Raw genomic sequence first — 23,733 nt, 5'->3', positions numbered from 1 at the left:
TGATCCTTATGCGAACGGGAAGGAGATGATGCCCTTGGCGACCAGCCGTACGTAGAGGTCGGCGCCCATGACCGAGAACATGGAGACCAGGGCCAGCTCCTGGTGCTTGGCGTTGAGCTTGGAGACGACGGTCCACGCCTTGTAGCGGACGGGGTGCCGGGAGAAGTGGGTCAGCCGGCCGGCCGTGATGTGGCGGCAGGAGTGGCACGAGAGCGTGTACAGGTTGATCAGGACCGCGTTGGCGATCAGGATCCACGTGCCGAGACCGCCCGGCTTGTGGACGAGCGCCAGCACCGCGTCGTAGGCGAGGATCAGGCCGATCACGATCGCCGCGTAGAAGAAGTAGCGGTGCACGTTCTGCAGGATGAGCGGGAAGCGCGACTCACCGGTGTACTTGCGGTGCGGCTCGTTCACGGCGCAGGCCGGCGGGGAGAGCCAGAAGCCCCGGTAGTAGGCCTTGCGGTAGTAGTAGCAGGTGAAGCGGAACCCCGCGGGCAGGCCGAGGATGAGGATGCCCGGCGGCCAGGTGTACCAGTCGCCGAACGGGGCGAGGCCGAACAGGCGCGCCTCCTCGGGACAGCTCGTCGCCAGGCACGGCGACGCGAACGGCGCGTGGTACGGCGAGACGAAGTAGTCCATATCGAAGATCGCCCACGTGGCGTAGACGAGGAACGCCGTGAAGATGATGAAGGTGACCAGTGGATAGCGCCACCACTGGTCGGTGCGTAGGGTGCGCTCCTTGATCTGCGCGCGCTGCCTTCTGGCCGGGCTGTCGGCCGCTGTCTGGGTCATCGGTGACCTCTCCACCTCCCGCGGACCCTGCTCGCAGGGGGTCCGGGTCGTTTCAGTTGTGCCGCGCGCCGAGCCGCCGCGGCGGCTCACCCGGGCGCACGCATATTGGTGGGGGATACGTTACGACGGGACCCGGAGATTGTGTGAGAAGCATCACTCACATTTTCACAGACCAGGTGTGATTCCTGTCACTCGGATCTGACGGCGGAGGAGGCCCTCAGTCGATGCTGGGCAGCTTCACCACGGTGACGAAGAAGTCGTCGATCCGCCGGACCACGCTGATGAACTGGTCGAAGTCCACGGGCTTGGAGACGTAGGCGTTGGCGTGCAGGTTGTAGCTGCGCAGGATGTCCTCCTCCGCCTCGGAGGTGGTCAGCACGACCACCGGGATGCGGCGCAGCTCCTCGTCGCCCTTGATGTCCTGGAGCACCTCGCGGCCGTCCTTGCGGGGCAGGTTGAGGTCGAGCAGGATCAGGTCGGGCCGCGGCGCGTCCTCGTAGCCCTCCTCGCGGCGGAGGAAGGCCATGGCCTGCTCGCCGTCGTTGACGACGTGCAGCTTGTTCCTGACCTTGTTGAGCTCGAACGCCTCCTTGGTCAGCAGGATGTCGCCCGGGTCGTCCTCGACCAGCAGCACGTCGATCCAGCGCATCTCATTCATTCGCGTCTCCAGGAAGAAGGGTCCAGCGGAACGTGGTCCCGCGACCGGCGGACGCGCCCTCCTCGCCCGGGCGGCCGTCGTCCGGCTCATCATTGTCCACCCAGATCCGGCCGCCGTGGTATTCCACGATCTTCTTGCAGAGGGCGAGTCCGATGCCGGTGCCGGAGTAGGCCTCCCGGCCGTGGAGGCGCTGGAAGATCAGGAAGATCCGCTCGGAGTGCTTGTCCTCGATGCCGATCCCGTTGTCGGAGCAGGAGAACTCCCACACGTCCCCGGCGCGGCGGACCCCGATGTGCACCCGGGGCGCCTCCCGGGAGCGGAACTTGACCGCGTTGCCGACGAGGTTCTGGAAGAGCTGGGTGAGCTGGACCCGGTTGCCGAGCACCCGGGGCAGTTCGTCCCGGGTCACCGTGGCCCCGGCCTCCTCGATCTGCGAGGCGAGGTTCTCCAGCGCGTCCTCCAGGGGCACGGCGACGTCGAGGGGCACGAGCTCGCCGCCGGCCCTGCCCACCCTGGAGAAGTCGAGCAGGTCGCTGATCAGCGACTGCATGCGCTTGGCGCCGTCCACCGCGAAGGCGATGTACTGCCTGGCCCGGTCGTCCAGCCGGTCGCCGTAGCGCTGCTCCAGTATCTGGGTGAAACTGGCGATCTTGCGCAGCGGCTCCTGCAGGTCGTGGCTGGCCACGTAGGCGAACTGCTCCAGCTCGGCGTTCGAGCGCCGCAGCTCGTCGGCCTGCTCCTCGAGCTTGTCCTGCGCCTCGCTGGTCCGCCGCCACTCGGCGACGATCCTGCGGCGCATCGCGTCCACGTGCCCGGAGAGCTCGGCCAGTTCGGCGGGGCGCTCGACCTTGAGCGCGTGCTCGAAGTCGCCGTGGGCCACCGCGCGGACCTGGCCGGTGAGCTCGGCCACCGGCCGCAGCACGGCGTGGCGGACGATGAGGGCGAAGCCGATCCCGGCCAGCACCAGGATCGCCGCCATCCCGCCGAGGGCGGCGTAGAGCGTCTGCCAGCCCTGCACCAGCCTGGTGGTCGCCGTCCCGTGCAGCCGGGTGAGGTGGCCGCGCAGCTCGGTCAGCGCGGTCTGGACCGTGCGGAAGCGCTCACCGCCGACCCTGGCGTACTCCTCCTCGGCCAGGTCGGCGCGCTCGGCCGGACCGGCCGCCACGACGCGGTCGCCGTAGTCCCGCCGCCAGGCCGCGGAGGCGCTCCTGAGCGTGTCGAGCTCGGCGCGCACGGCCGCCCGCTCGGGCATCCGGGAGAGCAGGGCCTCGAGCGCGGCGAGCGAGGCGGACTCCGCGGCGGCCGCGTCCCGGTAGTCCTCCAGATACCGCTCGTCGCCGGTGGCGCCGTACGCGCGCACCGCGCCGCCCTGGACGGTGAGCGCCTCGGAGAGCTCCAGCACGCGCAGGGCCGCCGGGTCGATGACGTCGACCAGGGCCGACCGGGCCTCACCCGTCGCTCCGACCGTGCCGACGACGATCGCGGAGGCGACCGTGAAGGCCAGCGCGACGACCGAGCCGGCGATCAGGAACCACCTCCCCAGCGGCAGCCGCCCCGAGCCCGCCACGGGCGGGGGCAGCGGACGGGGAGGATCTTCCACCGTCAGGCGCTCCGCGAGTCCTTGGCGATGAGCACGGTGGCCAGGTCGTCGGTGAGCGCCTCCTCGTTCAGTTCGATGACCCGCTCGATGAGCCGGTCGAGGTGGACGCCGCCCTGGTCGGCGATGAGCCGCAGCAGGCCCTCGGTCCCGAGCAGGTCGGGACCGCCTCCCACGGTGGCCTCGATCAGGCCGTCGGTGTAGAGCAGGACGGACCACTCCCGGCCGAGCGGCACGTCGATGGGCGTCCAGTCCACGTCCGGGAAGATGCCCAGCGGCGGCCCGGAGGGGGTGCCCGGCGTCACCTCGACCACGCCGTCACGGATCAGCACGGGCGGCGGGTGGCCGACGACGTGCAGGCGGGCGTGGTCCAGCGACGGGTTGACGGTCATCGTGCAGAGCGTGGTGAAGATCTCCGCGGACTTGCGTTCCAGCCGGAGGACCTTGTCGAGCGTGTGCAGCACGTCGTTGCCGGTGTGCCCGGCCAGGACCAGGGTGCGCCAGGCGATCCGGAGCGCCACCCCCAGCGCGGCCTCGTCCGGGCCGTGCCCGCAGACGTCGCCGACCACCACGTGCACGGCGCCGTCGGGGCTCTGCACGGTGTCCCAGAAGTCTCCGGCCAGCAGGGTCCGCTGGCGGCCGGGAAGGTAGCGCGACTCGTGGTGGAGGGTCCCGGGCTCCAGCAGGGGGACGGGCAGCAGGCCGTGCTCCAGGCGGGAGTTCTCCTTGGTGACGAGCTCGGCCTCGACCAGCTTGCGCTGGGCCATGTCGGCGCGTTTGCGCTCCATGGCGTAGCGGACCGCGCGCACCAGCAGGCGGGCGTCGATGTCCTGCTTGACGAGGAAGTCCTGGGCCCCGGCGGACACCGCCTCCACGCCGACGTGCGAGTCGTTGAGCCCGGTCAGCACGAGCACGGCGGCGTGCGGAGCCATCGCCAGCACCTGCTGGAGCGCCTCCAGGCCGTTGGCGTCGGGCAGGGAGAGGTCGACCAGCACGCACCTGACCTCGTCGGTGAGCCGCACCAGGCTCTCCGAGAGGCTGCGCACCCAGATGATCTTCGGGGGGTTCTCCGCCTCGTTGAGCAGCTCTTCCACGAGGAAGGCGTCACCCGCGTCGTCCTCGATCAGGAGGAGCGTGAGTGTTTCGTCGGGAGGGGCGGTCACGAACGCCTCTTCGTGGGCTCGGGGGAAAACCTGTCAACTCTATGAGAATAGTGCTGCCGCCCCGATGATGCGGATGGGTGATCGAACGAAAGCCTTGTCAAGGACCCTCGCCGAGCAACTCGACGCCCGGCGGGAGGCTGCCGTCGTGGGCGGCCTCGGCGAGGAAGAACAGCAGCGTGGCGCGGAACGCCTGGGCGGCGCGGGTGGGCTCGACGTCCTTGCGGTGGGCGATGGCGATCGTACGGCGCAGCCCCGGCGGCGCCAGCGGCGTCCCGGTCAGTCCCGGACGGCCGTCCAGGACCATCGAGGGCACGAGCGCGATGCCCAGGCCGGCCTCCACGAAGCGGAGCACGGCGTCCATCTCCCCGCCCTCCACCGCGAAGCGCGGCTCGAACCCCGCCTGGCGGCACGCGCTGAGCGTGGCCTCCCGCAGGTCGTAGCCGCGCCGGAACATCACCATCGGATGCCCGCGCAGGTCCTCTATCCGCAGGTACGGCCTGCGCGGCGGGGCGATCGACGGGGAGACGACCACCAGGTTCTCCCGCAGGATCTCCTCGGTGACGAGGGAGGGGTCGTCGCTCTGCAGCGGCATGATGATCAGCGCCAGGTCGAGCTGCCCCCGCGCCAGGGCCCGGACCAGGTCGCGGGAGCCGCCCTCCTCCACCAGCAGTTCGATGCCCGGGTAGGCGCGGTGGAAGCGGGCCAGGGCGTCGGCCATCAGCCCGGCGCAGAGCGAGGGGGTGGCGCCCAGCCGCACCCGGCCCCGGCGCAGCCCGGCCAGCTCGCTGATCTCGCGCCGGGCGGTGTCGGCGTCGGCGAGCATGCGGCGGGCCAGCGGGAGCAGCGCCTCCCCCGCGGGGGTGAGGGTGACGTTGCCCCGGGCACGGCTGAGCAGCGGCGCACCGAGCTCGGCTTCCAGGGCCTTGATCTGCTTGCTCAGCGACGGCTGTGCGACGCGCATCCGCTCGGCTGCCTGGGTGAAGTGCCGGGCCTCGGCGACCGCCACGAAATAGGCCAGTTGCTGGAGCTGCACGCTTCCCTAGCGTAGGGATCCCCCGCCCCCCGATCCGGGGCGGGGTTGTCCGCGAGGGGACTCCGGCGTCTGGACTGAGGAGCGCGCGCAGCGAAGCGAGCACGTGACGAGGGAAGACGGCGGTTACCGGCCCCCGAGCCGCGACGCGCAGCGTCGCCATTCAGCCCGCGAGGGGGCTCCGGCGTCTGGACTGAGGAGCGCGCGCAGCGAAGCGAGCACGTGACGAGGGAAGACGGCGGTTACCGGCCCCCGAGCCGCGACGCGCAGCGTCGCCATTCAGCACTGTGAGATTGCTCGCACTTGCTGACACGGTGTCATGACCCAAGTTCCCAGGACGCAGAAGCAATAGCCGCAGGCTATGGAAACCACATCCGCGATGACTTGGACGGGACCAAAGTCCTTTTCCTAGCTTCGGGATCGTGACTGCCATGATTGAGCGCGGAACGTCCACCGCGCAGGTCGACCCCCCCGCGGGTGCCCCCGCGAAGCCTGTGACGCCTCCCCGAGCCGCGCCCGCCAAGAGGAAGGGCGGGTTCCTCGGCTCCTCCAACGGGAGGAAGGCCGTGATGGCCGTCACGGGCGCCGCCCTCGTGCTGTTCCTCGTCGGCCACATGGCCGGCAACCTCAAGGCGTTCTTCGGCGCCGCCTCGTTCAACGAGTACGCCTCCTTCCTGCGCACCATGGGCGAGCCGATGCTCCCCCACCGGGTGGCGCTGACGATCGTGGAGGTCGGGCTCGCCGTCGCGATCGTCCTGCACATGTGGGCGGCGGTCACGCTGGCCCGGCGGGCGGGCAAGGCGCGGCCGGTCAAGTACGCGGCCAAGCGCAAGTCCCAGGCCGGCGGCTACGCCGTCCACACCATGCGCTACGGCGGCGTCATCATCCTGCTGTTCGTGGTCTACCACCTGCTCGACCTGACGTTCGGCACGGTCAACCCGGCCGGCTGGGACGGCACGCCGTACGAGCGCCTGGTGGCGGGCTTCGCGCCCGAGCGCTGGTGGGTCACGGCCTTCTACGCGGTCGCCGTCGTCATGGTCGGCCTGCACCTGCGCCACGGCCTGTGGAGCGCCTTCCAGACCCTGGGCCTGGCGAGCGGCCGCAGCTACCGTCCGCTGAAGGCCGTGGCCGCCACGATCTCCGCGGTGCTGGTCCTCGGCTTCCTCGCCGTCCCCGTCGCGGTCATGATCGGAGTCATCAAGTGAACAAGCACTACACCGAGGGCGAGCCGATCCGCGACACCAAGGCTCCGGCCGGTCCGATCGAGGAGCGCTGGGAGAAGCGGAAGTTCAGCGCCAAGCTGGTCAACCCGGCCAACAAGCGCAAGATGCACGTCATCGTGGTCGGCACCGGCCTGGCCGGCGGCTCGGCCGCCGCGACCCTCGGCGAGCTCGGCTACAACGTCACCTCGTTCTGCTACCAGGACTCGCCCCGGCGCGCGCACTCGATCGCGGCGCAGGGCGGCATCAACGCCGCCAAGAACTACCGCGGCGACGGCGACTCGATCTACCGGCTGTTCTACGACACCGTCAAGGGCGGCGACTTCCGCGCCCGCGAGTCGAACGTCTACCGCCTGGCCCAGGTCAGCGTGAACATCATCGACCAGGCCGTGGCGCAGGGCGTGCCGTTCGCCCGCGAGTACGGCGGCCTGCTCGACACCCGCTCCTTCGGCGGCGCCCAGGTCTCCCGGACCTTCTACGCCCGCGGCCAGACGGGCCAGCAGCTGCTGCTCGGCGCCTACCAGGCGCTGGAGCGGCAGATCGCGGCCGGGACCGTGAAGATGAACACCCGCCACGAGATGCTCGACCTGATCGTCAGCGACGGCCGGGCGCGCGGCGTCATCGTCCGCGACATGGTGACCGGCGAGATCGAGCGGCACCTCGCCGACGCGGTCGTGCTCGCCACCGGCGGCTACGGCAACGTGTTCTTCCTGTCCACCAACGCCAAGGGCTGCAACACCACCGCGATCTGGCGGGCGCACCGGCGCGGCGCCCACTTCGCCAACCCCTGCTACACGCAGATCCACCCGACCTGCATCCCGGTCAGCGGCGACTACCAGTCCAAGCTGACCCTGATGTCGGAGTCGCTGCGCAACGACGGCCGCGTCTGGGTGCCGGTCAAGGCCGGTGACACGCGCCCCGCCTCGGAGATCCCCGAGGAGGAGCGCGACTACTACCTGGAGCGCATCTACCCGGCGTTCGGCAACCTGGTCCCGCGCGACATCGCCTCCCGGGCCGCCAAGAACGTCTGCGACGAGGGCCGCGGCGTCGGCCCCGGCGGGCTGGGCGTCTACCTCGACTTCGCCGACGCGATCCGGCGGCTCGGCCGCGAGGCCGTGGAGAAGAAGTACGGCAACCTGTTCGAGATGTACGAGCGCATCACCGGCGAGGACCCGTACAGCCAGCCGATGCGCATCTACCCCGCCGTGCACTACACGATGGGCGGCCTGTGGGTGGACTACGACCTGCAGTCCACCATCCCGGGCCTGTTCGTGGTCGGCGAGGCCAACTTCTCCGACCACGGCGCCAACCGCCTCGGCGCGTCCGCGCTGATGCAGGGCCTGGCCGACGGCTACTTCGTGCTGCCGACCACGATCGGCGACTACCTCGCGAACGGCCCCTACGGGGAGGTCGACGACGAGGCCGTGGCCGAGGCCGAGGCCGCGGTGCAGAGCAAGATCGAGAGGCTGCTCTCGGTGAACGGCACCCGCACCGCCGACTCCTACCACCGCGAGCTGGGCAAGCTCATGTGGGACTACTGCGGCATGGAGCGCACCGAGGAGTCCCTGCGCAAGGCCCTGGAGCGGATCCCCGAGCTCCGCGAGGAGTTCTGGCAGAACGTCAAGGTGTCCGGCACCGCCGACGAGCTCAACCAGGCGCTGGAGCGGGCCGGCCGGGTCGCCGACTTCTTCGACCTGGCCGAGCTGATGTGCATCGACGCCCTGCACCGCACCGAGTCGTGCGGCGGCCACTTCCGGGCCGAGTCGCAGGACGCCGACGGCGAGGCCCTGCGCGACGACGAGAACTTCGCCTACGTCGCGGCCTGGGAGTACGGCGAGCAGGGCCCGGTCCTGCACAAGGAAGCCCTCGAGTACGAATACGTCAAGATGAGCCAGCGGAGCTACAAGTGAACCTCACTCTCAAGGTCTGGCGCCAGAAGGGGCCGCAGGACAAGGGCCGTATGGTCACCTACCGGGTTGAGGACGTGTCGCCGGACATGTCCTTCCTGGAGATGCTCGACGTGCTCAACGAGCGGCTCATCCTGGAGGGCGACGACCCGATCGCCTTCGACCACGACTGCCGCGAGGGCATCTGCGGCATGTGCGGCATGGTCATCAACGGCTACGCCCACGGCGAGCAGGTGGCGACCACCACCTGCCAGCTGCACATGCGGCACTTCGAGGACGAGGCCGTCATCACCGTCGAGCCGTGGCGCGCCGCGCCGTTCCCGGTGGTCAAGGACCTGGTCGTGGACCGCTCGTCGTTCGACCGGATCATCCAGGCGGGCGGCTTCATCTCCGTCCCCGCCGGATCGGCTCCGGACGCGCACAGCGTCCCGGTGAAGAAGGCCGACGCCGACGCGGCGTTCGACGCGGCCACCTGCATCGGCTGCGGCGCCTGCGTCGCGGCCTGCCCGAACGGCTCGGCCTCCCTCTTCACCGCCGCGAAGATCACCCACCTGTCCCTGCTCCCGCAGGGCCAGCCCGAGCGCGACTCCCGCGCCAGGGCCATGGTGGAGCAGATGGACGCCGAGGGCTTCGGCGGCTGCACCAACACCGGCGAGTGCACCGCGGTCTGCCCGAAGGGCATCCCGCTGGACACCATCGCGCAGATGAACCGGGACTACCTCAGGGCGTCCAAGTGACCTGAGGGGCGTATGCTCCGATCTGCCGGGCGGCGACCCGGCCTCCGGGCGGGCGACCGCAGCGAGTGAACCGCGGGCACGGCTGCCCGGACTCGCGCGGCCGACGCGGGAGCCGGCGTGAACCATCGCGGGCCGCACCTTCGTGGGGAGGTGCGGCCCGTGTTTTCTTTGCCGCCACGGGTCCACGGGGTCCGGAATCGCAACGTGCGTCCCGCCCGTGCCGCTGCCGAGAGTTCGTCACTCCTCTTCTTGCTCCTGTAGACGTTTGAAAACGTCCGGGTAGGAGCTTCGGAGCAGATCTCGCACCTGCCGCTCCAGCTCGGGAACATTCGTCGTGGCGGCGTTGTGCACGATCTTCCAGTCCACGCTGAAGTATCGGTGGACGACGTTGTTGCGCAGCCCTCTGATCAACTTCCACGGGATCTCGGGGGCGGAGGCACGGGTCTCCTCTGAGATTCCTCCCACAGCCTCGCCGATGATGGAGAGTTGCCAGATGACTGCATCACGACGCATCGAGTCGGCAGCCCACACCTCTGGCGAAACACCTTCGAGATAGGAAGCGATCTTTCCGGCCGCTTCCACAATGTCCACCAGGTAAAGCCCGTCACGCTGCATAAAGCACCCGGGCGTCACTGAGCACCTGATCCCGGATGATCCAGTGGAGACCTTCCTTGGAGACCACATCGACCTTGCGGCCGAGCAGGTCTTCCAGCTCCTCCTGAAAGCCGAAGAACTCAAGGCCGATGTCGGTGCCGGGTTTCAGGACGTAGAGGAGATCGATATCGCTCTCTTCCCGGGCATCGCCGCGGGCGACCGAGCCGAAGACCGCCAGCTCGGCGATGCCGTACTTCTCGCAGAGGCTGATCAACTGTGGGTGGATGGTCGTGAAGTCGACGTCCATGGCACCTCCCGCGCCTCATATTGCCATGTCGACGCCGCCATCGCAGGGGCCGGGCTACAAGAGTGCGGGATCTCTTCTGCTTTTCCACCGACCACCCGAATGAGCTCAGATCGCTGGGCACGGCAGTACGTCTTCTCGGCATCCGTGCCGCCGAGGCGGATGCGCTGTTAGCCGCAGACGACCCCTGAGGCGGTGTTCTTCGCCTTCCCGGCCCGGACGGCGGACGTGACGGTGGTCAAGCACATCTACGCCGAGGCGTTGACCGCCGTCGGGACTGTCACCGATCTGGGTGGCATGCTACTGTTTCATATATAAGAAAATTCTTACAGGTGAAGGAATCGGATGACGGAGGATCGGCCGACCGGTGACGACCTGGTCGCGGCGCTGGCCGCGCTGGCCAATCCGCTGCGGCTGCGCATCGTCGCGCGACTGGCCGGCGGGCGCGACTACGTGAGCCGCCTGGCCCGTGAGATCGGCGTCAGCCGCCCGCTCCTCCACATGCACCTGCAGCGGCTGGAGGCCGCCGGCCTGATCGTCGGCACCCTCGAGCTGTCGGAGGACGGCAAGGCCATGAAGTACTACGAGGTCGCGGACTTCGATCTGCGCCTGACCCCCTCGGCGCTGGCCGAGGCGGCCGAGACCCTGACCAGACCGGACCCGGAGAAGGGTCCCGCCCGCAAGGAGCAGTCCTGATGAACCTCGGTGCAGCCGAGACGACCACCTGGCCCGGCACGGTCCTCGTCCTCGGAGTGCTGCTCCTGGCCGTGATCTTCCTCATCGCCGTCATGGCGAGCTTCCAGGAGCTCCGCAAGACGAAGCTGCTGGCGGCCAGGGAGGAGGACCTGCGGCAGCTCGTGCGCCGGTACGAGCAGCTCGCCGAGAACACCCTCGACGCCCAGCAGCGGGCCGCCGCCGACCTGTCGGAGCTGCGGTCGCGGACGGCGTCGATCGAGCAGATCCTGCGGACCGTCGAATGACGGAGAACGGAGAGCGCGTCATGCCCACGCCCGCGGCGGACCGGAGGACCACGATGAGGGCGATCGTCCGGGACCGGTACGGTTCCCCCGACGTCCTGCGCCTGGAGGAGATCGGCCGGCCGGAGGCCGGAGACGACGAGGTGCTGGTGCGCGTCCGCGCGGCCGCCGTCAACTCGGCCGACGGCAAGCTGATGAGAGGCGAGCCGTCCCTGGTCCGCGCCATGGGGTACGGGCTTTTCCGGCCGAAGCACCGGATCCTGGGCCGGGATTTCGCCGGCCGGGTCGAGGCGGTCGGCCGGAACGTGAAGCGGTTCCGCCCCGGGGACGAGGTGTTCGGCGAGACGGCCGGGACCTTCGCCGAGTACGTCTCCGTCCGGGAGGGCGCGCTGGGACCCAAACCGGAGAACCTGACGTTCGAGCAGGCGGCCGCGGTGCCCCTGGCGGGGAGCACCGCCCTGCAGGGCCTGCGCGACCGGGGCGGGGTGCGACCGGGTCAGCGGGTCCTGGTCAACGGTGCGTCGGGCGGCGTGGGCACGTTCGCCGTGCAGATCGCCAAGGCGCTCGGGGCGGAGGTGACCGGCGTGTGCAGCGCGCGCAACGCCGACCGGGTCCGCGCGCTCGGCGCCGACCGCGTCGTCGACTACGCGGCGGAGGACTTCACCCGGAGCGGGCGGCGCTACGACCTCGTCCTGGACGTGGTGGGCAGCCGCTCGCTGCGGGATCTGCGGAGCGTGCTGGACCCCGGCGGGACGCTCGTCCTGTGCTCGGGCGAGGGCGGCCGCCGGATCGGCCCCATGGGCCGCGTCGTCGGCGCGCTCGCGCTCTCGCCGTTCGTGGGCCACGGCCTGCGCCCGCTCGCGGCGAAGACGACCGCGGAGAGCCTGGCCGCCCTCAAGGAACTCGCCGAGTCCGGGAAGGTCGTCCCGGCCGTCGACAGGACGTATCCGTTGAGCGAGGTCCCCGAGGCCATGCGCTACCTCGAGGAGGAGCACGCGCGGGCGAAGGTCGTCATCACGGTGTGAGGCGCGGACCGCGGGGCATGCGCGGGCGGAGGTCGTCATCACGGTGTGGGGCGCGGACCGCCGTCCCGTGTCCGGCGCCCCGGTGGCCGCCCCGTCCGCGCGGGGCCGCCCGGCCTCGCGGCTCAGCCGAGCTCGGCGACGAGTTCCAGCCGCAGGGTCTCCAGGTCGACGTCCGCCTCGGACAGGACGCGATGGGCAGGGCCGGGGCCGGCGCGCAGGACGCCGAGGAGGATGTGGCCGTCGGTGATGTGCTTGTGCTTCAGGGCGAGTGCCTCGCGCAGGGACAGCTCCAGTGCCTTCTTCGCCGGGGCGGTGAAGGCGATGTGCCGGCCGCTGACCAGGCGGCCCCGGTGGGTGCGCTGCGGCGGCCGGTCCAGGGCGCCCGGACCGAAGGCGGCCTCGACCCGCTCCCGGATGGCGGACAGGTCGATGCCGATCGCCTCCAGCGCGTCGGCGTCGATCCGGTCGCCCGCGTGCGGCGGGATCATGCCGAAGACGGCCCGGTAGGCCCGCTCGTGGTCCAGGCCGTGCCGGGTCAGCAGCCGGGCCGAGACGCTCTCCGGCCGGTCGAGCAGGCCCAGCAGGATGTGCTCGCTGCCGACGAAGTGGTGGTTGAGCCGCCGGGCGTTCTCCTGCGCGAGCTTGACGGCCTGGCGGGCGTCCTGGGTGAACCGTTCGAACATGCCTACTTCTCCCTTCTGAGGAGACCGCGGCCCCCCGCGTACTTCTTGTGCACCGCCTGCTTGGAGACCTCCAGGCAGTAGGCGATCTCCTGCCAGGACCAGCCCTGCTCGCGCGCGTTCTCCACCTGGAGGGCCTCCAGTCGGTCCACGAGCATCCGCAGCGCCCGCACGGCCCGCAGGCCGACGGCGGGGTCGCGGCTGCCGGCGTCGGAGGCCAGCTGTGCCGTATCGCTCATGATGTCAATGTAGGTTGACGGAGCCTTTTCGTCAACTCTCATTGACGCCAACGTCGCGCCGACCGGGTGCCGACCGGTGCGCGGATCGGCCTGTGGACCGGCCCGCGGGCCGGCGGGGAGCGGCGCGGACGCGCCCGCGGGCCGCCACGCGGACGGAAAATGGTTTGCCTGGTCAGAGCGGAGTTTGCCAGCCTGGACGGGCCATGCGCTCCTTACCCGCCGCTGATCCCGGCATCCCCGACGCCCGAAGCCCGGTCCGCTACCTGCTCTGGATCGCCCGAAACCAGGCCGGTCCCCTCGCCGTCGGCATCGCCTACGCCGTCCTGTGGTGGCTCACGATGGCGCTGGTCCCCGCCTTCGTGGGCAACGGCATCGACGCCATCACCGACAAGGACCTGCCCGGACTGCTCACCTGGGGGGCGCTGACGTTCGCCCTGGGCGCCGCACAGGCGGTCACCGGGGTCATGCGGCACCGGATGGCCGTCCACAACTGGCTGAGCGCCGCCTACCGGACCGTCCAGGTCACCGTCCGGCAGGCGACCAGGCTGGGGGCGACGCTGCCCAGGCGGATGTCCACCGGAGAGGTGGTCAGCGTCGGCAACTCCGACATCGCCCACATCGGCAACGCGATCGACATCCTGCTCCGCGGCACCGGCGCGGTCGTCGCCGTCGCCGCGGTGACCGTCATCATGTTCGGGATGTCGCCGGTGCTCGGCCTGACCGTGCTGGCCGGCGTCCCGCTCATGGCGGCCGCCGTGGCACCGCTGCTCAGGCCGCTGCACCGGCGCCAGCACGCCCACCGCGACCTGCAGGGCGAGCTGTCCACCCGGGCCGCCGACATCGTCGCCGGCCTGCGCGTGCTGCGGGGCGTCGGCGGCGAGCAGGTCTTCGCCGACCGCTACGCCGCCGAGTCGCAGCAGGTACGGCGCGCGGGCGTCCGGGTGGCCGCGGTGGACTCGGCGCTGGAGGGCGCGCAGATCCTGCTGCCCGGCCTGCTGATCGCCGCGGTGACCTGGCTCGGCGCGACCTTCGCGCTCGAGGGCCGGATCACCCCCGGCGACCTCGTCACCTTCTACGGCTACGCGGTCTTCCTCGTCGCCCCGATGCGGACCCTCACCGAGGCCGCCGACAAGCTGACCAAGGGGCACGTCTCCGCCCGCCGGGTGGTGCGGATCCTGAACCTGGAGCCCGAGATGACCGGCGGCGCCGCCCGCTCGGACGGCGGCCTGCTCCGCGACGTGGCCTCCGGGGTCGCGGTCCGCCCCGGCACGCTCACCGCCGTCGCGGCGGCCACGCCCGAGGAGGCCGTCGCCGTCGCGGAACGGCTCGGCCGCTACGCGGGCGGCGACGTGGACTTCGGCGACGTGCCGCTGGACACGCTGCCGCTCGCCGAGGTGCGCCGCCGGATCCTGGTGGCCGACAACGGCGCGCGGCTGTTCGCCGGGGTGCTCCGCGACGAGCTGGACGTCTCGGGCACGGCCCCGGACGAGGTCCTGGCCGAGGCGCTGCACGCCGCGTGCGCCGAGGACGTCGTCGAGGCGCTCCCCGGCGGCCTGGACGCCCCCGTCGCCGAGTCCGGCCGGGAGTTCTCCGGCGGCCAGCAGCAGCGGCTCCGGCTCGCCCGGGCCCTGGTGGCCGATCCGGAGGTGCTCATCCTGGTCGAGCCCACCAGCGCCGTCGACGCGCACACCGAGGCCCGCATCGCCGACCGGCTCGCCAAGGCCCGGCAGGGCAGGACCACACTGGTCTGCACGACCAGCCCGCTGGTGCTCGACCGCGCCGACCAGGTGATCTACGTCGAGGGCGGCCTCGCGCGCGCCCAGGGCACCCACCGCGAGCTGCTGGCCACCGCGCCCGCCTACGCCGCCACCGTCACCCGAGGGGAGGACTGATCCGCCGTGAGCGAACGAGTGGACGGACCGGCCGCAGGAACCGCCGAGCCGGACGGCGGACGGATCCTGCCGGTCGCCGACCGGGCGCAGGTCCGCGCCTACGCCCGGCGGCTCACCCTGAAGTACCCCCGGGCGCTGGCGGCGGCCCTGGTCCTGCACGGCCTGGCCGCCGCCTGCGGCCTGGCCGTGCCGTGGCTGCTGGGCGGGCTCGTCCAGGACGTGCACGACGGCGCCGGGGTCGCCCCCGCCGCGGTGGCGCTGGCCGTGGCGGGATTCCTGGTCGGCCAGGCCGTGCTGGTCAGATACGCCGTCTACGCCTCCTCCGCGCTCGGTGAGAAGGTCCTCGCCGAGCTGCGCGAGGAGTTCGTCGGCCGGGTGCTCGGGCTGCCGCTCTCGGTGGTCGAGCGCGCCGGGTCGGGCGACCTCATCACCCGGACCTCCCGGGACGTGGACTCCCTGTCGCGGACCGTGCGGCACGCCGTACCCGAGACGCTGATCGCGCTGGTCACCTGCGCCGTCACGGTCGGTGCGCTGGTGCTGGTGGGGCCGCTGCTGGTGCTGCCCTCACTGCTGGCCGCCCCGGTGCTCTGGTTCTCCACCCGGTGGTACCTCAGGCGCGCCCGGGACGGCTACCTGCGGGAGAGCGCCGCCTACGCGGACATGACCGACGGCCTCGCCGAGACCGTCAACGGCGCCCGCACGGTGGAGGCCCTGGGCCTGCAGGAGCGGCGCCACCGGCGCACCGACGCCGACATCGCCCGGTCGTGGGCGGCCGAGCGCTACACCCTCGGCCTGCGCACGGTCTGGTTCCCGGCGGTCGAGTTCGGCTACGTGATCCCGATCGTGGCCACGCTGGTCGCGGGCGGCGCGTTCTACATCGAGGGCTGGGCCTCGATCGCGCAGGTCACCTCGGCCGTGATCTACGTGCAGCAGCTCATCGACCCGCTCGACCGGCTGCTCATGTGGATCGACGAGCTCCAGGTCGGCGGGGCCTCCATGGCCCGCCTGCTGGGCGTCTCCGAGGTGCCGGACGACCGGGAGGCCGGCACCGCCGCCCCGGACGGCCGGGAGCTGCGGGCCGAGGGCGTGCGCTACGCCTACCGCGAGGGCCGCGACGTGCTGCACGGCATCGACCTGGCGGTCCGGCCGGGGGAGCGGCTGGCCGTGGTCGGCCCGTCCGGCGCGGGCAAGTCCACACTGGGCAGGCTGCTCGCGGGCGTCCACGGCCCGCGCGCCGGGGCCGTCACGGTCGGCGGGGCGCCGCTGGTCGAGCTGCCCCTGGACGACCTGCGCGGCCAGGTGGCCCTGGTGACCCAGGAGCACCACGTGTTCCGGGGCACGCTCCGCGACAACCTGCTGATCGCCCGCCCGGAGGCGGACGACGACGCGATCCTGGCGGCTCTTTCGGCGGTGGACGCCGGAGAGTGGGTCGCGGCCCTGCCGGACGGACTGGACACCGCCGTCGGCTCCGGCGGCGAGGAGGTCTCGCCGGCCCAGGCCCAGCAGCTGGCGCTGGCCCGGCTGGTCCTGGCCGACCCGCACACCCTGGTCCTCGACGAGGCGACCTCGCTGATCGACCCTCGGGCGGCCCGGCACCTGGAGCGGTCGCTGGCCGCCGTCCTCGACGGCCGCACGGTGATCGCCATCGCGCACCGCCTGCACACGGCGCACGACGCCGACCGGGTCGCGGTGGTCGAGGACGGCCGGATCAGCGAGCTGGGCTCCCACGACGAGCTCGTCGCCGCGGGCGGCTCCTACGCCGCCCTGTGGAGCAGCTGGCACGGCACTCCCCGGTAGCCGGGGTACGGCTCAGCCGATGCCGAGGGCCTTCTTGAGGAAGTCGACCTGGAGCAGCAGGAGGTTCTCGGCCACGACCTCCTGCGGGGTCATGTGGGTCACCCCGGACAGCGGGAGCACGTTGTGCGGGCGGCCCGCCGACAGCAGCGCCGAGGAGAGCCGCAGGGTGTGCGCGGCGACCACGTTGTCGTCGGCCAGGCCGTGGATCAGCAGGAGCGGCCGGTCGAGCTTCTCGGCGTCGGCGAAGAGCGACGAGGCGTCGTAGTGGCCCTCCTCCGGCTGCCCGAGATAGCGCTCGGTGTAGCAGGTGTCGTAGAGCCGCCAGTCGGTCACCGGGGCGCCGGCGACGGCCGCGTGGAACACGTCGGGGCGGCGCATCACGGCCAGGGCCGCCAGGTAGCCGCCGAAGGACCAGCCGCGGATGGCCACCCGGGACAGGTCGAGGTCGTCTCCGAAGCGCTCGGCGACACCGTGCAGGGCGTCGACCTGGTCGTCGAGGACCGGCCCCGCCAGGTCGTGCAGGACGGCCCGCTCGAACTCCGGGCCCCGCCCGGGGGTGCCCCGGCCGTCGGCGACGACCACCGCGAACCCCTGGTCGGCGAACCACTGGCTGGTCAGGTAGGCGCCGGACGCGGCCAGTACGCGCTGGGCGTGCGGCCCGCCGTACGGGTCCATCAGGACCGGGAGCCGCGCCGAGCCGGGCACGTGGCCGCTGGGCAGGATCACGGCGGTGGACAGCTCGCGCTCGCCCGTGCGGATCAGGGAGACCCGCAGGTCCAGGCCGTGCCGCTCGGCGTGCGAGGCGATGTGGCCGCGCGGCCGGTGGTGGTGCAGGACCTGGACCTGCGGGCCCTCGCTGTCGAGGGTCTGGCCGACGAGCACGAGCGTGCCGCCCGCGGTGCGGCCGTTGTAGACGCCGCTCTCGGGCGGGCTGACCAGGGTGATCCGGCCGTCGCGGTAGGCCCAGACGGCGATCTCGGCGGGGTCGCCGCCGCTGGCCCGGAAGAGCACGGTGTCGCCGTCGATGTCGAGGACCTCGCGGACCTGGAGGGTGGGCGGGGTGGCCGGCTCGTCCCCGATGACCAGCCGGCGCCCGCCGCCCGCGTCGGCGACCCAGACCAGGGTGCCGTCGGACAGGTGGCCGGGCACGCCGGTGACGATCTCCACCCAGGCGTCGTCGGTGTCCTCGCGGACGAGCGTCGACTCCCCGGTGGCCGGGTCCACCTTCAGCAGCCTCATCGACCGCTGGTCGCGGGAGAGGGTGACGATCGCCAGGCCGTGGGCGTCCCAGCGGGCGTTGACGAGGTATTCGTCGGTGAAGGGGACCTGGACGCGGGAGCCGCTCAGGCCGAGCACGAAGAGCTCGACCTTCGCGTTCGGCGTGCCCGCGGCGGGGTAGCGCTGCGGGGCGGCGGGACGGGACGGGTTGGCGGGGTCGGCGACGAACCATTCCTGGACCGCCGACTCGTCGGCCCGCTCGACCAGCACCGCGTCGCCCGCCGGGGACCACCAGTGGCCCCGCATGCGGCTCATCTCCTCGGCCGCGATGAACTCCGCCAGGCCGTAGGTCACCCCGGGGCCCTCGGGCCGGGCCAGGACGTGGTCCACCTCGTCCGCCAGGCTCTGGACGTGGAAGGCGCCGCCGGTCACGTAGCCGACGTAGCTCCCGTCGGGGGACAGGCGCGGGTCGATCACCGGGCCGGGCGTGGCCAGGCGGCGCACGCCCGCGGTCTTCAGGTCCACGGCGTACAGACCGCCGGCGAGGGCGAAGACGGCCGTGGTGACCGCGCCGTCGGTGCTGTAGCCGACGATGCCGCCGGCCTGCTCGCGGCTGCGCTCCCGGCGGGCGCGCTCCTCGGGGGGCAGGTCCTCCTCGCCCGCGTCGAACGCGCGGGGGTCGGCGATCAGCCGCTCACCGCCTCCGGCGACGTCGAACTCCCACAGGCAGGTGACCGGGTCCGAGCCGCTCCTCGTCCGCAGGAAGACGACCCGGGAGCCGTCGGGCGAGATCGTGAAGCCGCGCGGCACCCCCAGGGTGAAGCGGCGGGTCCGGGCATGCAGACGAGGGAAGCTCTCACTCATGGCGCCCATCCTGCCAGCTTGACAGCGCATTCCACGGTGCCCGGGGGCGTTCGAGTGAAGGCTGTTATGAAAGAAAATGGGCATACAAGACTTACGATACGAATTACCTATTCACCGGCGCGGCCACCGGCTCACAAGTTCCTCCGCGCCCCGGTCGTCCCCGATGCCCCGATACGCTCTGAGTCATGAACGATCGGCGCCTGCTGCTGGTACACGCCCACCCCGACGACGAGACGATCGGCACCGGGGCCACCATGGCCAAGTACGCCGCCGAGGGCGCCCGGGTCACCCTGGTCACCTGCACGCTGGGCGAGGAGGGCGAGGTCATCCCGCCGGAGCTCGCCCATCTGGCCGCCGACCGCGACGACACGCTGGGCGCGCACCGCGTCGGCGAGCTGGCGGCGGCCTGCGCGGCGCTCGGCGTCACCGACCACCGCTTCCTGGGCGGCGCCGGACGCTGGCGCGACTCGGGCATGATGGGCGCCGCCGCCAACCACCGCCGGAACGCCTTCTGGCAGGCCGACCTCGACGAGGCCGCCGGTGAACTGGTCAAGGTGATCCGCGAGGTGCGCCCCCAGGTCCTCGTCACCTACGACGACAACGGCTTCTACGGCCACCCCGACCACATCCAGGCCCACCGCGTCTCCTGGCGCGCCGCGGAGCTGGCCGGCGACCCAGCGTTCGGCGAGGGCGAGCCGTGGCGGATCGCCAAGTTCTACCTCACCGCGATGGCCAGGTCCGCCGTCCGCCGGGCCGCCGAGGCGATGCGCGAGGCGGACGCGCCCTTCCAGGTCGCCGAGGCCGAGGACCTGCCGTACGGCTGCGCGGACGAGGACGTCACGACCGAGATCGACGCCCGCGAGCACGTCGGCGCCAAACTGGAGGCGATGCGCGCGCACGCCACCCAGATCAGCGTGGACCCGCCCTGGTTCGCCCTGTCCAACGGCATCGGCCAGCAGGCGTTCGGGGTCGAGCAGTACATCCTGCGCCGCGGCGTGCCGGGCCCGGCGGGACCGGGGGCGCCGGTCGAGGCCGGCGGCGTCGGCGAGCCGTACGACCGCGAGGACGATCTCTTCGCGGGCATCGGCTAGCCTCGGTGCTCGTGGGGGGAATTCCTGAGGCGGGCCCGGAGACGGGCCCCGGGACAGGTGGGGCGCAGGCGGCCGCGGGGCCGCCGCCGCGGCCGGTCACCGCTGCGGCCTACGCCGTGCTCGTCCTCCTCGGCGCCCTCATGGGCCTGCTGGGCGGCTTCCAGCACTCGTGGTACCTCCGGCCCGTCCCGGTCTCGGCCATCGGCTGGGTCCTGGGGGTCTTCGCCGTCTGCCACGGCGCGGGGCGCGCGATGGGCGGCCGGGCGGGGGCCATGGCGCCCGCCGCGGGCTGGCTGGCGGTCACGACGCTCTGGCTGACCGCGCGCCCCGAGGGCGACCTGGTCATCGCCGACGACGTCTCGGGTTACGTCTACCTGTACGGCGGGCTGCTCGCCGCGCTCGCGGGCGCCCTGCTCGTCCCGCCGGGGAGCGGATCGTGGCTGCTCAGCGGCTACCCGCACGGATCGCACCCGGTGAGATCAGATTCGTCCTGATTGCGTAGGGTGGCGTTCGTGCACGTTGAGCAGCCAGTGGACCGCGACGCCTACCGCAGGGCCGTCGGCCGTTTCGCGACCGGCATCGCCGTCGTGACCACCCGGCTCGGCGGGATCGACCACGTGATGACCGTGAACTCCTTCGCGTCGGTCTCCCTCGACCCGCTGCTCGCGCTGTTCTGCGCGGAGAAGGTCGCCCGGTTCCACGACGCGGTGCTCGCCGCCGGGGTGTGGGGGGTGTCGGTCCTGCCCGACACCGCCGAGGACGTCTCGCGGTTCTTCGCCCACCGGGGCCGCCCGCTCGCGGGCCAGCTCGACGGCCGCCCGCACCATCACGGCGGGCTCGGCGTCCCGCTGCTCGACGACGCGCTGGCCACCCTGGAGTGCCGGACCGCCGCCGTCCACGACGCCGGCGACCACTCCATCGTGGTCGGCGCGGTGGTCGCGGTGGCGACCCCGGCGGAGGGCTCGCCGCTGCTCTACCACGAGGGCCGCTACCGACGGCTGGGGTGAACCTCTCCCCACGGCGCCTCCCCGTCGCGGCCCCGCCCTGTCGCCGGGCGTCCGCAGGGCGCACAATCGCCGTATGCGACGGTGGCACCGGGCGCGGCGGGCGCTCAACTACGCGAACCTCTCCACCCCGCTGGGGCTGCTGGTGGCCCGCCTGGGCCGGGCCCGGCTGACCGCCGGGCCGGACGGCCTGCTGCTGGCGCACGGCTACCGCATCCCGTTCCCGGTGGCCGGGGCGTTCACGGTCGGCAACGTGGTCCTGACCCGGCACGGGGAGGGCTACCTGACCGGCGCCCTGCTCCGCCACGAGGACCGGCACGCCTCGCAGTACGCCGCGTGCGCCGGACTGCCCATGCTCCCGCTCTACGTCGCCGCGGTGGCCGTCTCGGTGCTGGTCTGCGGGAACCCCGGCTCCTGGAACGTCTTCGAGCGGCTGGCGGACCTGGAGGACGGCAACTACCCCCGCACACCGCCGTGGTGGACCCGGGCGAGGGCGCGGCGGCGGAGGTAGGCCGGGAAGGACCCTCGTCCGGATCCGCCGCGGCGGCACGGGCGCCGGGCGCGACCCGGCCCGGACGGGGACCACCCCGGGCGGGGAAGGCCGCGGCCGTGTCCGGGAGAATGCGGCGCATGGAGTTCACGACCGCCGACCTGATCGACACCCACGGCGACATCCTGGCGAGCTGCGTGACGCAGTTCCGCTCGTACGGCCTGCGCGCCCGGTTCGCCGGGCCGATCGCCACCGTCCGCTGCCTGGAGGACAACGCCCTGGTCAAGCAGGTCCTGGCCACGCCGGGAGAGGGCCGGGTCCTGGTGGTGGACGGCGCGGGCTCGCTGCGCACCGCACTGATGGGCGACCTGATCGCCGCCTCCGCCGTCGCCTCGGGCTGGTCCGGAGTGGTCGTCAACGGCGCCGTCCGCGACACCGCCGCCTTCGCCGGCCTCGACCTCGGCATCAAGGCGCTGGGCTCCAACCCCCGCAAGAGCGCCAAGGCGGGCAGGGGCGACCTCGACGTCCCCGTCACCTTCGGCGAGGTCACCTTCGCCCCCGGCGCCTGGCTCTACAGCGACGAGGACGGCATCGTCGTCAGCCCGCACGCCCTGCCGTAGACTCCGGCGACGGAGCGGGGCGCGGGAAGGCGCCGTCCCGCCGGAGCTCCAGGGCCTCAGGCTCCGCGGCCGGTCGGCGGGACGCCCGGCGCGCATGGCGGCGAACCGGCACGGCACGTCACCGACGTCGGCCGCGTGCCATGCCGGTCAGAGCGCCGTCTCCAGGACCGTGGAGCGGGCCGCGAAGCCGTGACGCAGGTAGAAGCGCACGGCGCCCTCGTTGCCGGCGTAGGCCGTCACCCCGGCGTACTGCGCGCCGTGCTCGCGCGCCCAGCTCCGGAACTCCGCCACCAGCCGGGAGCCGACGCCGCGCCCCCGGTAGGGCGGCTGGACGTACATGCTGCCGAGCGTCGCCACCGCGACCGGCCGCATCGGGGTGGGCCCGGACAGCGAGCCGGTCAGGTGGCCGACGATCCGTCCCCCGTCGTCGGCGACCATGACCAGGCGGGCCGGGTCGTCCATCGCCGCGGCGAACCTGGCCGCGCCGTGCTCGCGCGGCCAGGCGATGTTCAGTGACGGGTCCCGCGTCCCGGCGTCCTCGGCGAACAGCGCCGCGCTGCAGGCCACCACCCCGTCCAGGTCCTGGGCCTGGGCGGGCCGTACGACAACACCGATCTCACTCATGAGACGGGACGCTAGCGGGCGGCACCGACATTCACCGCGAACCGTCCCGGGACTCCCGCTACCGGACCGTCCAGGACTGGCCCTGCGGGGTGTCGGCGACCTCGACGCCCAGCCCGGTCAGCTCCCGCGTGAGCAGGTCGCAGGCGGGCTGGTCGCCGGCCTCGCGGGCGGCCCGGCGCCGCTCCAGCAGTTCGGCGGCGCCCGGCGGGAGGGTCGGGGGCCGGCCGATGTCCAGCGGCAGGTCCAGTCCGAGGACCTGGTCCAGGTGGAGGAAGGCCTCGAAGCGCGAGCCCGGGGCGAGCGACTCGTCCTCCTCCATCTCGTCCAGCAGGCGCAGCGCCAGCGGCGTGTCGAGGTCGTCGTCGAAGGCGGCCTCGATCCGGGCGACCCGCTCGGCGGGCATGGGCCGGCTGGGGGACTCCGACCACTCCGCGACACGGGCCCGCCGGCGCCGCAGCGCCCGGTCGGCGGCGCGCAGGGCGTCCCAGGTGAGGTCCACCGGCTCGCGGTAGCGGTGCTCCAGCAGCGCCAGCCGTACGGCCAGCGGGTCGAGGCCCGCCGCGGCCACGTCCCCGAGGGACACCTCCGCCCCGGCGCTCCCGTCCGCGGCCCCGCCCTCGAAGCGCAGCGGTGCGCTGCGGACCGGCCGCCGGGCCGCCCCCGGGGCGACCGCCTCCAGCAGGACGGTCTTCTCGGGGGAGCGCAGCAGGGCCTCCTCCCCGGCGGGGGCGAGGCCCCCGGGGACGACGGCCATCTCGGCGAGCAGGACGGCCGCCTCGCTCCCGCGGGGCGAGTGCTCGGGCGGGCGCAGGTTCAGCGCCGTCGCGTCCGCGCGGAACACCTCCTCGTGGGAGGGCACGTACTCCCGGACGGAAGGCCCGCCCGCGCCGGGAACCCCGCCGGTCTCCCCGGTAGCCCCGCCGTGGGGCCCGCCGGGAGCCCCGGAGCCGGCCCCGTGGAGCCCGCCGGGATCCCCGGCCACGCGGTGCAGGACGACCCGGAGCCGGTGCCGCTCGCACACCCGCCTGACCAGGTCCGCCAGGAGGTGCGGCCGCAGGTCGCCCAGCCGGGCGGGGCGGTCCGCGGGCGGGGCGCAGGTGTACATCCGCAGGGAGCGGGCCCCTTCGGGCACGACCGGATCGGCCCGGCCACCGGGGTCAAGGAGTCTCAGCACGGAACGGCTCCCGTCGGCTCGTCGGACGGCGTGCGC

General features: G+C 72.6%; 25 protein-coding genes. 13 read left to right on the top strand and 12 right to left on the bottom strand.

Annotation, left to right across the window (positions count from 1 at the left end; all coding sequences use genetic code 11):
* Nucleotides 1-6: 6 nt before the first annotated feature.
* The 5 genes from sdhC to IEZ06_RS05285 all read right to left on the bottom strand — a co-directional run bounded on the left by sdhC (nt 7) and on the right by IEZ06_RS05285 (nt 5,243).
* On the bottom strand, nt 7-792 hold the full coding sequence (sdhC, locus tag IEZ06_RS05305; protein ID WP_189235510.1) for a succinate dehydrogenase subunit SdhC: 786 nt from the start codon (nt 790-792) through the stop codon (nt 7-9).
* Between the two features lie 217 nt (nt 793-1,009).
* Nucleotides 1,010-1,450, bottom strand: coding sequence for a response regulator (locus IEZ06_RS05300; RefSeq protein ID WP_189235509.1), 441 nt, complete (start codon nt 1,448-1,450; stop codon nt 1,010-1,012).
* A complete protein-coding gene (locus tag IEZ06_RS05295) occupies nt 1,443-3,050 on the bottom strand; it encodes a sensor histidine kinase (RefSeq protein ID WP_189235508.1) in 1,608 nt (535 codons plus the stop codon). The genes IEZ06_RS05300 and IEZ06_RS05295 overlap by 8 nt, the downstream gene beginning before the upstream one ends.
* A gap of 2 nt (nt 3,051-3,052) precedes the next feature.
* Nucleotides 3,053-4,210, bottom strand: a complete 1,158-nt coding sequence (locus tag IEZ06_RS05290; RefSeq protein ID WP_189235507.1) for a PP2C family protein-serine/threonine phosphatase — start codon at nt 4,208-4,210, stop codon at nt 3,053-3,055.
* 97 nt (nt 4,211-4,307) lie between these two features.
* Nucleotides 4,308-5,243, bottom strand: coding sequence for a LysR family transcriptional regulator (locus tag IEZ06_RS05285; protein WP_189235506.1), 936 nt, complete (start codon nt 5,241-5,243; stop codon nt 4,308-4,310).
* Between the two features lie 419 nt (nt 5,244-5,662).
* Here IEZ06_RS05285 and IEZ06_RS05280 point away from each other — a divergent pair, with 419 nt between their 5' ends.
* Genes IEZ06_RS05280 through IEZ06_RS05270 form a run of 3 tightly spaced genes read left to right on the top strand, consistent with a single transcriptional unit; the run spans nt 5,663 to nt 9,104 of the window.
* Complete coding sequence (locus IEZ06_RS05280; protein WP_229797801.1) at nt 5,663-6,445, top strand: succinate dehydrogenase cytochrome b subunit; 783 nt, start codon at nt 5,663-5,665, stop codon at nt 6,443-6,445.
* Nucleotides 6,442-8,370 carry a fumarate reductase/succinate dehydrogenase flavoprotein subunit gene (locus IEZ06_RS05275; protein WP_189235505.1) on the top strand — a complete coding sequence of 643 codons (1,929 nt, stop codon included), beginning with the start codon at nt 6,442-6,444 and terminating at the stop codon, nt 8,368-8,370. The genes IEZ06_RS05280 and IEZ06_RS05275 overlap by 4 nt, the downstream gene beginning before the upstream one ends.
* Nucleotides 8,367-9,104 carry a succinate dehydrogenase/fumarate reductase iron-sulfur subunit gene (locus IEZ06_RS05270; protein ID WP_189235504.1) on the top strand — a complete coding sequence of 246 codons (738 nt, stop codon included), beginning with the start codon at nt 8,367-8,369 and terminating at the stop codon, nt 9,102-9,104. The genes IEZ06_RS05275 and IEZ06_RS05270 overlap by 4 nt, the downstream gene beginning before the upstream one ends.
* Nucleotides 9,105-9,341: 237 nt before the next feature.
* Here the strand turns inward: IEZ06_RS05270 and IEZ06_RS05265 are convergent, their stop codons facing one another.
* Both IEZ06_RS05265 and IEZ06_RS05260 read right to left on the bottom strand, forming a co-directional pair.
* Complete coding sequence (locus IEZ06_RS05265) at nt 9,342-9,695, bottom strand: HepT-like ribonuclease domain-containing protein (protein ID WP_189235503.1); 354 nt, start codon at nt 9,693-9,695, stop codon at nt 9,342-9,344.
* A 13-nt stretch (nt 9,696-9,708) separates the two neighbouring features.
* A complete protein-coding gene (locus IEZ06_RS05260) occupies nt 9,709-10,005 on the bottom strand; it encodes a nucleotidyltransferase family protein (RefSeq protein WP_189235502.1) in 297 nt (98 codons plus the stop codon).
* Between the two features lie 342 nt (nt 10,006-10,347).
* Between IEZ06_RS05260 and IEZ06_RS05255 the strand changes: the two genes are divergently transcribed.
* The 3 genes from IEZ06_RS05255 to IEZ06_RS05245 are packed head-to-tail and all read left to right on the top strand — an operon-like array spanning nt 10,348 to nt 12,004.
* Nucleotides 10,348-10,698 (top strand): ArsR/SmtB family transcription factor, encoded by a 351-nt coding sequence (locus IEZ06_RS05255; RefSeq protein WP_189235501.1) that lies wholly within the window; start codon nt 10,348-10,350, stop codon nt 10,696-10,698.
* On the top strand, nt 10,698-10,982 hold the full coding sequence (locus IEZ06_RS05250; RefSeq protein ID WP_189235500.1) for a hypothetical protein: 285 nt from the start codon (nt 10,698-10,700) through the stop codon (nt 10,980-10,982). The genes IEZ06_RS05255 and IEZ06_RS05250 overlap by 1 nt, the downstream gene beginning before the upstream one ends.
* Nucleotides 10,979-12,004, top strand: coding sequence for an NAD(P)-dependent alcohol dehydrogenase (locus IEZ06_RS05245; protein WP_229797800.1), 1,026 nt, complete (start codon nt 10,979-10,981; stop codon nt 12,002-12,004). Before IEZ06_RS05250 ends, IEZ06_RS05245 begins: the two co-directional genes overlap by 4 nt.
* Before the next feature lie 122 nt (nt 12,005-12,126).
* Here IEZ06_RS05245 and IEZ06_RS05240 read toward each other — a convergent pair whose 3' ends face one another.
* Entirely contained in the window at nt 12,127-12,687 is a 561-nt protein-coding gene (locus IEZ06_RS05240) for a Clp protease N-terminal domain-containing protein (protein WP_189235499.1), read from the bottom strand.
* 2 nt (nt 12,688-12,689) lie between these two features.
* Nucleotides 12,690-12,923: an RNA polymerase subunit sigma-70 gene (locus IEZ06_RS05235; protein ID WP_068901296.1), complete on the bottom strand. Its 234-nt coding sequence runs from the start codon at nt 12,921-12,923 to the stop codon at nt 12,690-12,692.
* A 203-nt stretch (nt 12,924-13,126) separates the two neighbouring features.
* On the opposite strand from IEZ06_RS05235, the gene IEZ06_RS05230 reads away from it, so the two are divergent.
* The gene (locus tag IEZ06_RS05230; protein ID WP_189235498.1) at nt 13,127-14,815 is read left to right on the top strand and encodes an ABC transporter ATP-binding protein; all 1,689 of its coding nucleotides are present in this window, start codon (nt 13,127-13,129) and stop codon (nt 14,813-14,815) included.
* Nucleotides 14,816-14,821: 6 nt separating this feature from the next.
* On the top strand, nt 14,822-16,612 hold the full coding sequence (locus tag IEZ06_RS05225; protein WP_229797799.1) for an ABC transporter ATP-binding protein: 1,791 nt from the start codon (nt 14,822-14,824) through the stop codon (nt 16,610-16,612).
* A gap of 12 nt (nt 16,613-16,624) precedes the next feature.
* Here IEZ06_RS05225 and IEZ06_RS05220 read toward each other — a convergent pair whose 3' ends face one another.
* Nucleotides 16,625-18,694, bottom strand: coding sequence for a S9 family peptidase (locus IEZ06_RS05220; RefSeq protein ID WP_189235497.1), 2,070 nt, complete (start codon nt 18,692-18,694; stop codon nt 16,625-16,627).
* A gap of 185 nt (nt 18,695-18,879) precedes the next feature.
* Here IEZ06_RS05220 and mshB point away from each other — a divergent pair, with 185 nt between their 5' ends.
* The 5 genes from mshB (at nt 18,880) to rraA (ending at nt 21,899) form a co-directional block, all read left to right on the top strand.
* Nucleotides 18,880-19,785: an N-acetyl-1-D-myo-inositol-2-amino-2-deoxy-alpha-D-glucopyranoside deacetylase gene (mshB, locus tag IEZ06_RS05215; RefSeq protein ID WP_189235496.1), complete on the top strand. Its 906-nt coding sequence runs from the start codon at nt 18,880-18,882 to the stop codon at nt 19,783-19,785.
* A gap of 11 nt (nt 19,786-19,796) precedes the next feature.
* Entirely contained in the window at nt 19,797-20,279 is a 483-nt protein-coding gene (locus tag IEZ06_RS05210; protein WP_189235495.1) for a DUF6113 family protein, read from the top strand.
* 18 nt (nt 20,280-20,297) lie between these two features.
* A complete protein-coding gene (locus IEZ06_RS05205; protein ID WP_229797798.1) occupies nt 20,298-20,792 on the top strand; it encodes a flavin reductase family protein in 495 nt (164 codons plus the stop codon).
* A gap of 73 nt (nt 20,793-20,865) precedes the next feature.
* Nucleotides 20,866-21,300: a hypothetical protein gene (locus IEZ06_RS05200; protein ID WP_189235494.1), complete on the top strand. Its 435-nt coding sequence runs from the start codon at nt 20,866-20,868 to the stop codon at nt 21,298-21,300.
* Between the two features lie 119 nt (nt 21,301-21,419).
* A complete protein-coding gene (gene rraA / locus IEZ06_RS05195) occupies nt 21,420-21,899 on the top strand; it encodes a ribonuclease E activity regulator RraA (RefSeq protein ID WP_189235493.1) in 480 nt (159 codons plus the stop codon).
* Nucleotides 21,900-22,046: 147 nt separating this feature from the next.
* Here rraA and IEZ06_RS05190 read toward each other — a convergent pair whose 3' ends face one another.
* Both IEZ06_RS05190 and IEZ06_RS05185 read right to left on the bottom strand, forming a co-directional pair.
* Nucleotides 22,047-22,523: a GNAT family N-acetyltransferase gene (locus IEZ06_RS05190; protein ID WP_189235492.1), complete on the bottom strand. Its 477-nt coding sequence runs from the start codon at nt 22,521-22,523 to the stop codon at nt 22,047-22,049.
* Nucleotides 22,524-22,581: 58 nt separating this feature from the next.
* Nucleotides 22,582-23,697: a CysS/YqeB C-terminal domain-containing protein gene (locus IEZ06_RS05185; RefSeq protein WP_189235491.1), complete on the bottom strand. Its 1,116-nt coding sequence runs from the start codon at nt 23,695-23,697 to the stop codon at nt 22,582-22,584.
* Nucleotides 23,698-23,733 lie beyond the last annotated feature (36 nt).

Source organism: Planomonospora antibiotica (genome assembly GCF_014647955.1).
In the GTDB taxonomy this organism is placed as follows: Bacteria; Actinomycetota; Actinomycetes; order Streptosporangiales; family Streptosporangiaceae; genus Planomonospora; species Planomonospora parontospora.
Note: the sequence above shows the minus strand (reverse complement) of the source record. Positions and strands in the feature narration are given on the sequence as shown.

Bases quoted from the DNA above. Each gene is read 5' to 3' on its own strand.
- sdhC (WP_189235510.1), bottom strand. From the start codon at position 792: ATGACCCAGACAGCGGCCGACAGCCCGGCCAGAAGGCAGCGCGCGCAG.
- IEZ06_RS05300 (WP_189235509.1), bottom strand. From the start codon at position 1,450: ATGAATGAGATGCGCTGGATCGACGTGCTGCTGGTCGAGGACGACCCG.
- IEZ06_RS05260 (WP_189235502.1), bottom strand. From the start codon at position 10,005: ATGGACGTCGACTTCACGACCATCCACCCACAGTTGATCAGCCTCTGC.
- IEZ06_RS05255 (WP_189235501.1), top strand. From the start codon at position 10,348: ATGACGGAGGATCGGCCGACCGGTGACGACCTGGTCGCGGCGCTGGCC.
- IEZ06_RS05250 (WP_189235500.1), top strand. From the start codon at position 10,698: ATGAACCTCGGTGCAGCCGAGACGACCACCTGGCCCGGCACGGTCCTC.
- IEZ06_RS05245 (WP_229797800.1), top strand. From the start codon at position 10,979: ATGACGGAGAACGGAGAGCGCGTCATGCCCACGCCCGCGGCGGACCGG.
- IEZ06_RS05240 (WP_189235499.1), bottom strand. From the start codon at position 12,687: ATGTTCGAACGGTTCACCCAGGACGCCCGCCAGGCCGTCAAGCTCGCG.
- IEZ06_RS05235 (WP_068901296.1), bottom strand. From the start codon at position 12,923: ATGAGCGATACGGCACAGCTGGCCTCCGACGCCGGCAGCCGCGACCCC.
- IEZ06_RS05230 (WP_189235498.1), top strand. From the start codon at position 13,127: ATGCGCTCCTTACCCGCCGCTGATCCCGGCATCCCCGACGCCCGAAGC.
- IEZ06_RS05220 (WP_189235497.1), bottom strand. From the start codon at position 18,694: ATGAGTGAGAGCTTCCCTCGTCTGCATGCCCGGACCCGCCGCTTCACC.
- mshB (WP_189235496.1), top strand. From the start codon at position 18,880: ATGAACGATCGGCGCCTGCTGCTGGTACACGCCCACCCCGACGACGAG.
- IEZ06_RS05200 (WP_189235494.1), top strand. From the start codon at position 20,866: ATGCGACGGTGGCACCGGGCGCGGCGGGCGCTCAACTACGCGAACCTC.
- rraA (WP_189235493.1), top strand. From the start codon at position 21,420: ATGGAGTTCACGACCGCCGACCTGATCGACACCCACGGCGACATCCTG.
- IEZ06_RS05190 (WP_189235492.1), bottom strand. From the start codon at position 22,523: ATGAGTGAGATCGGTGTTGTCGTACGGCCCGCCCAGGCCCAGGACCTG.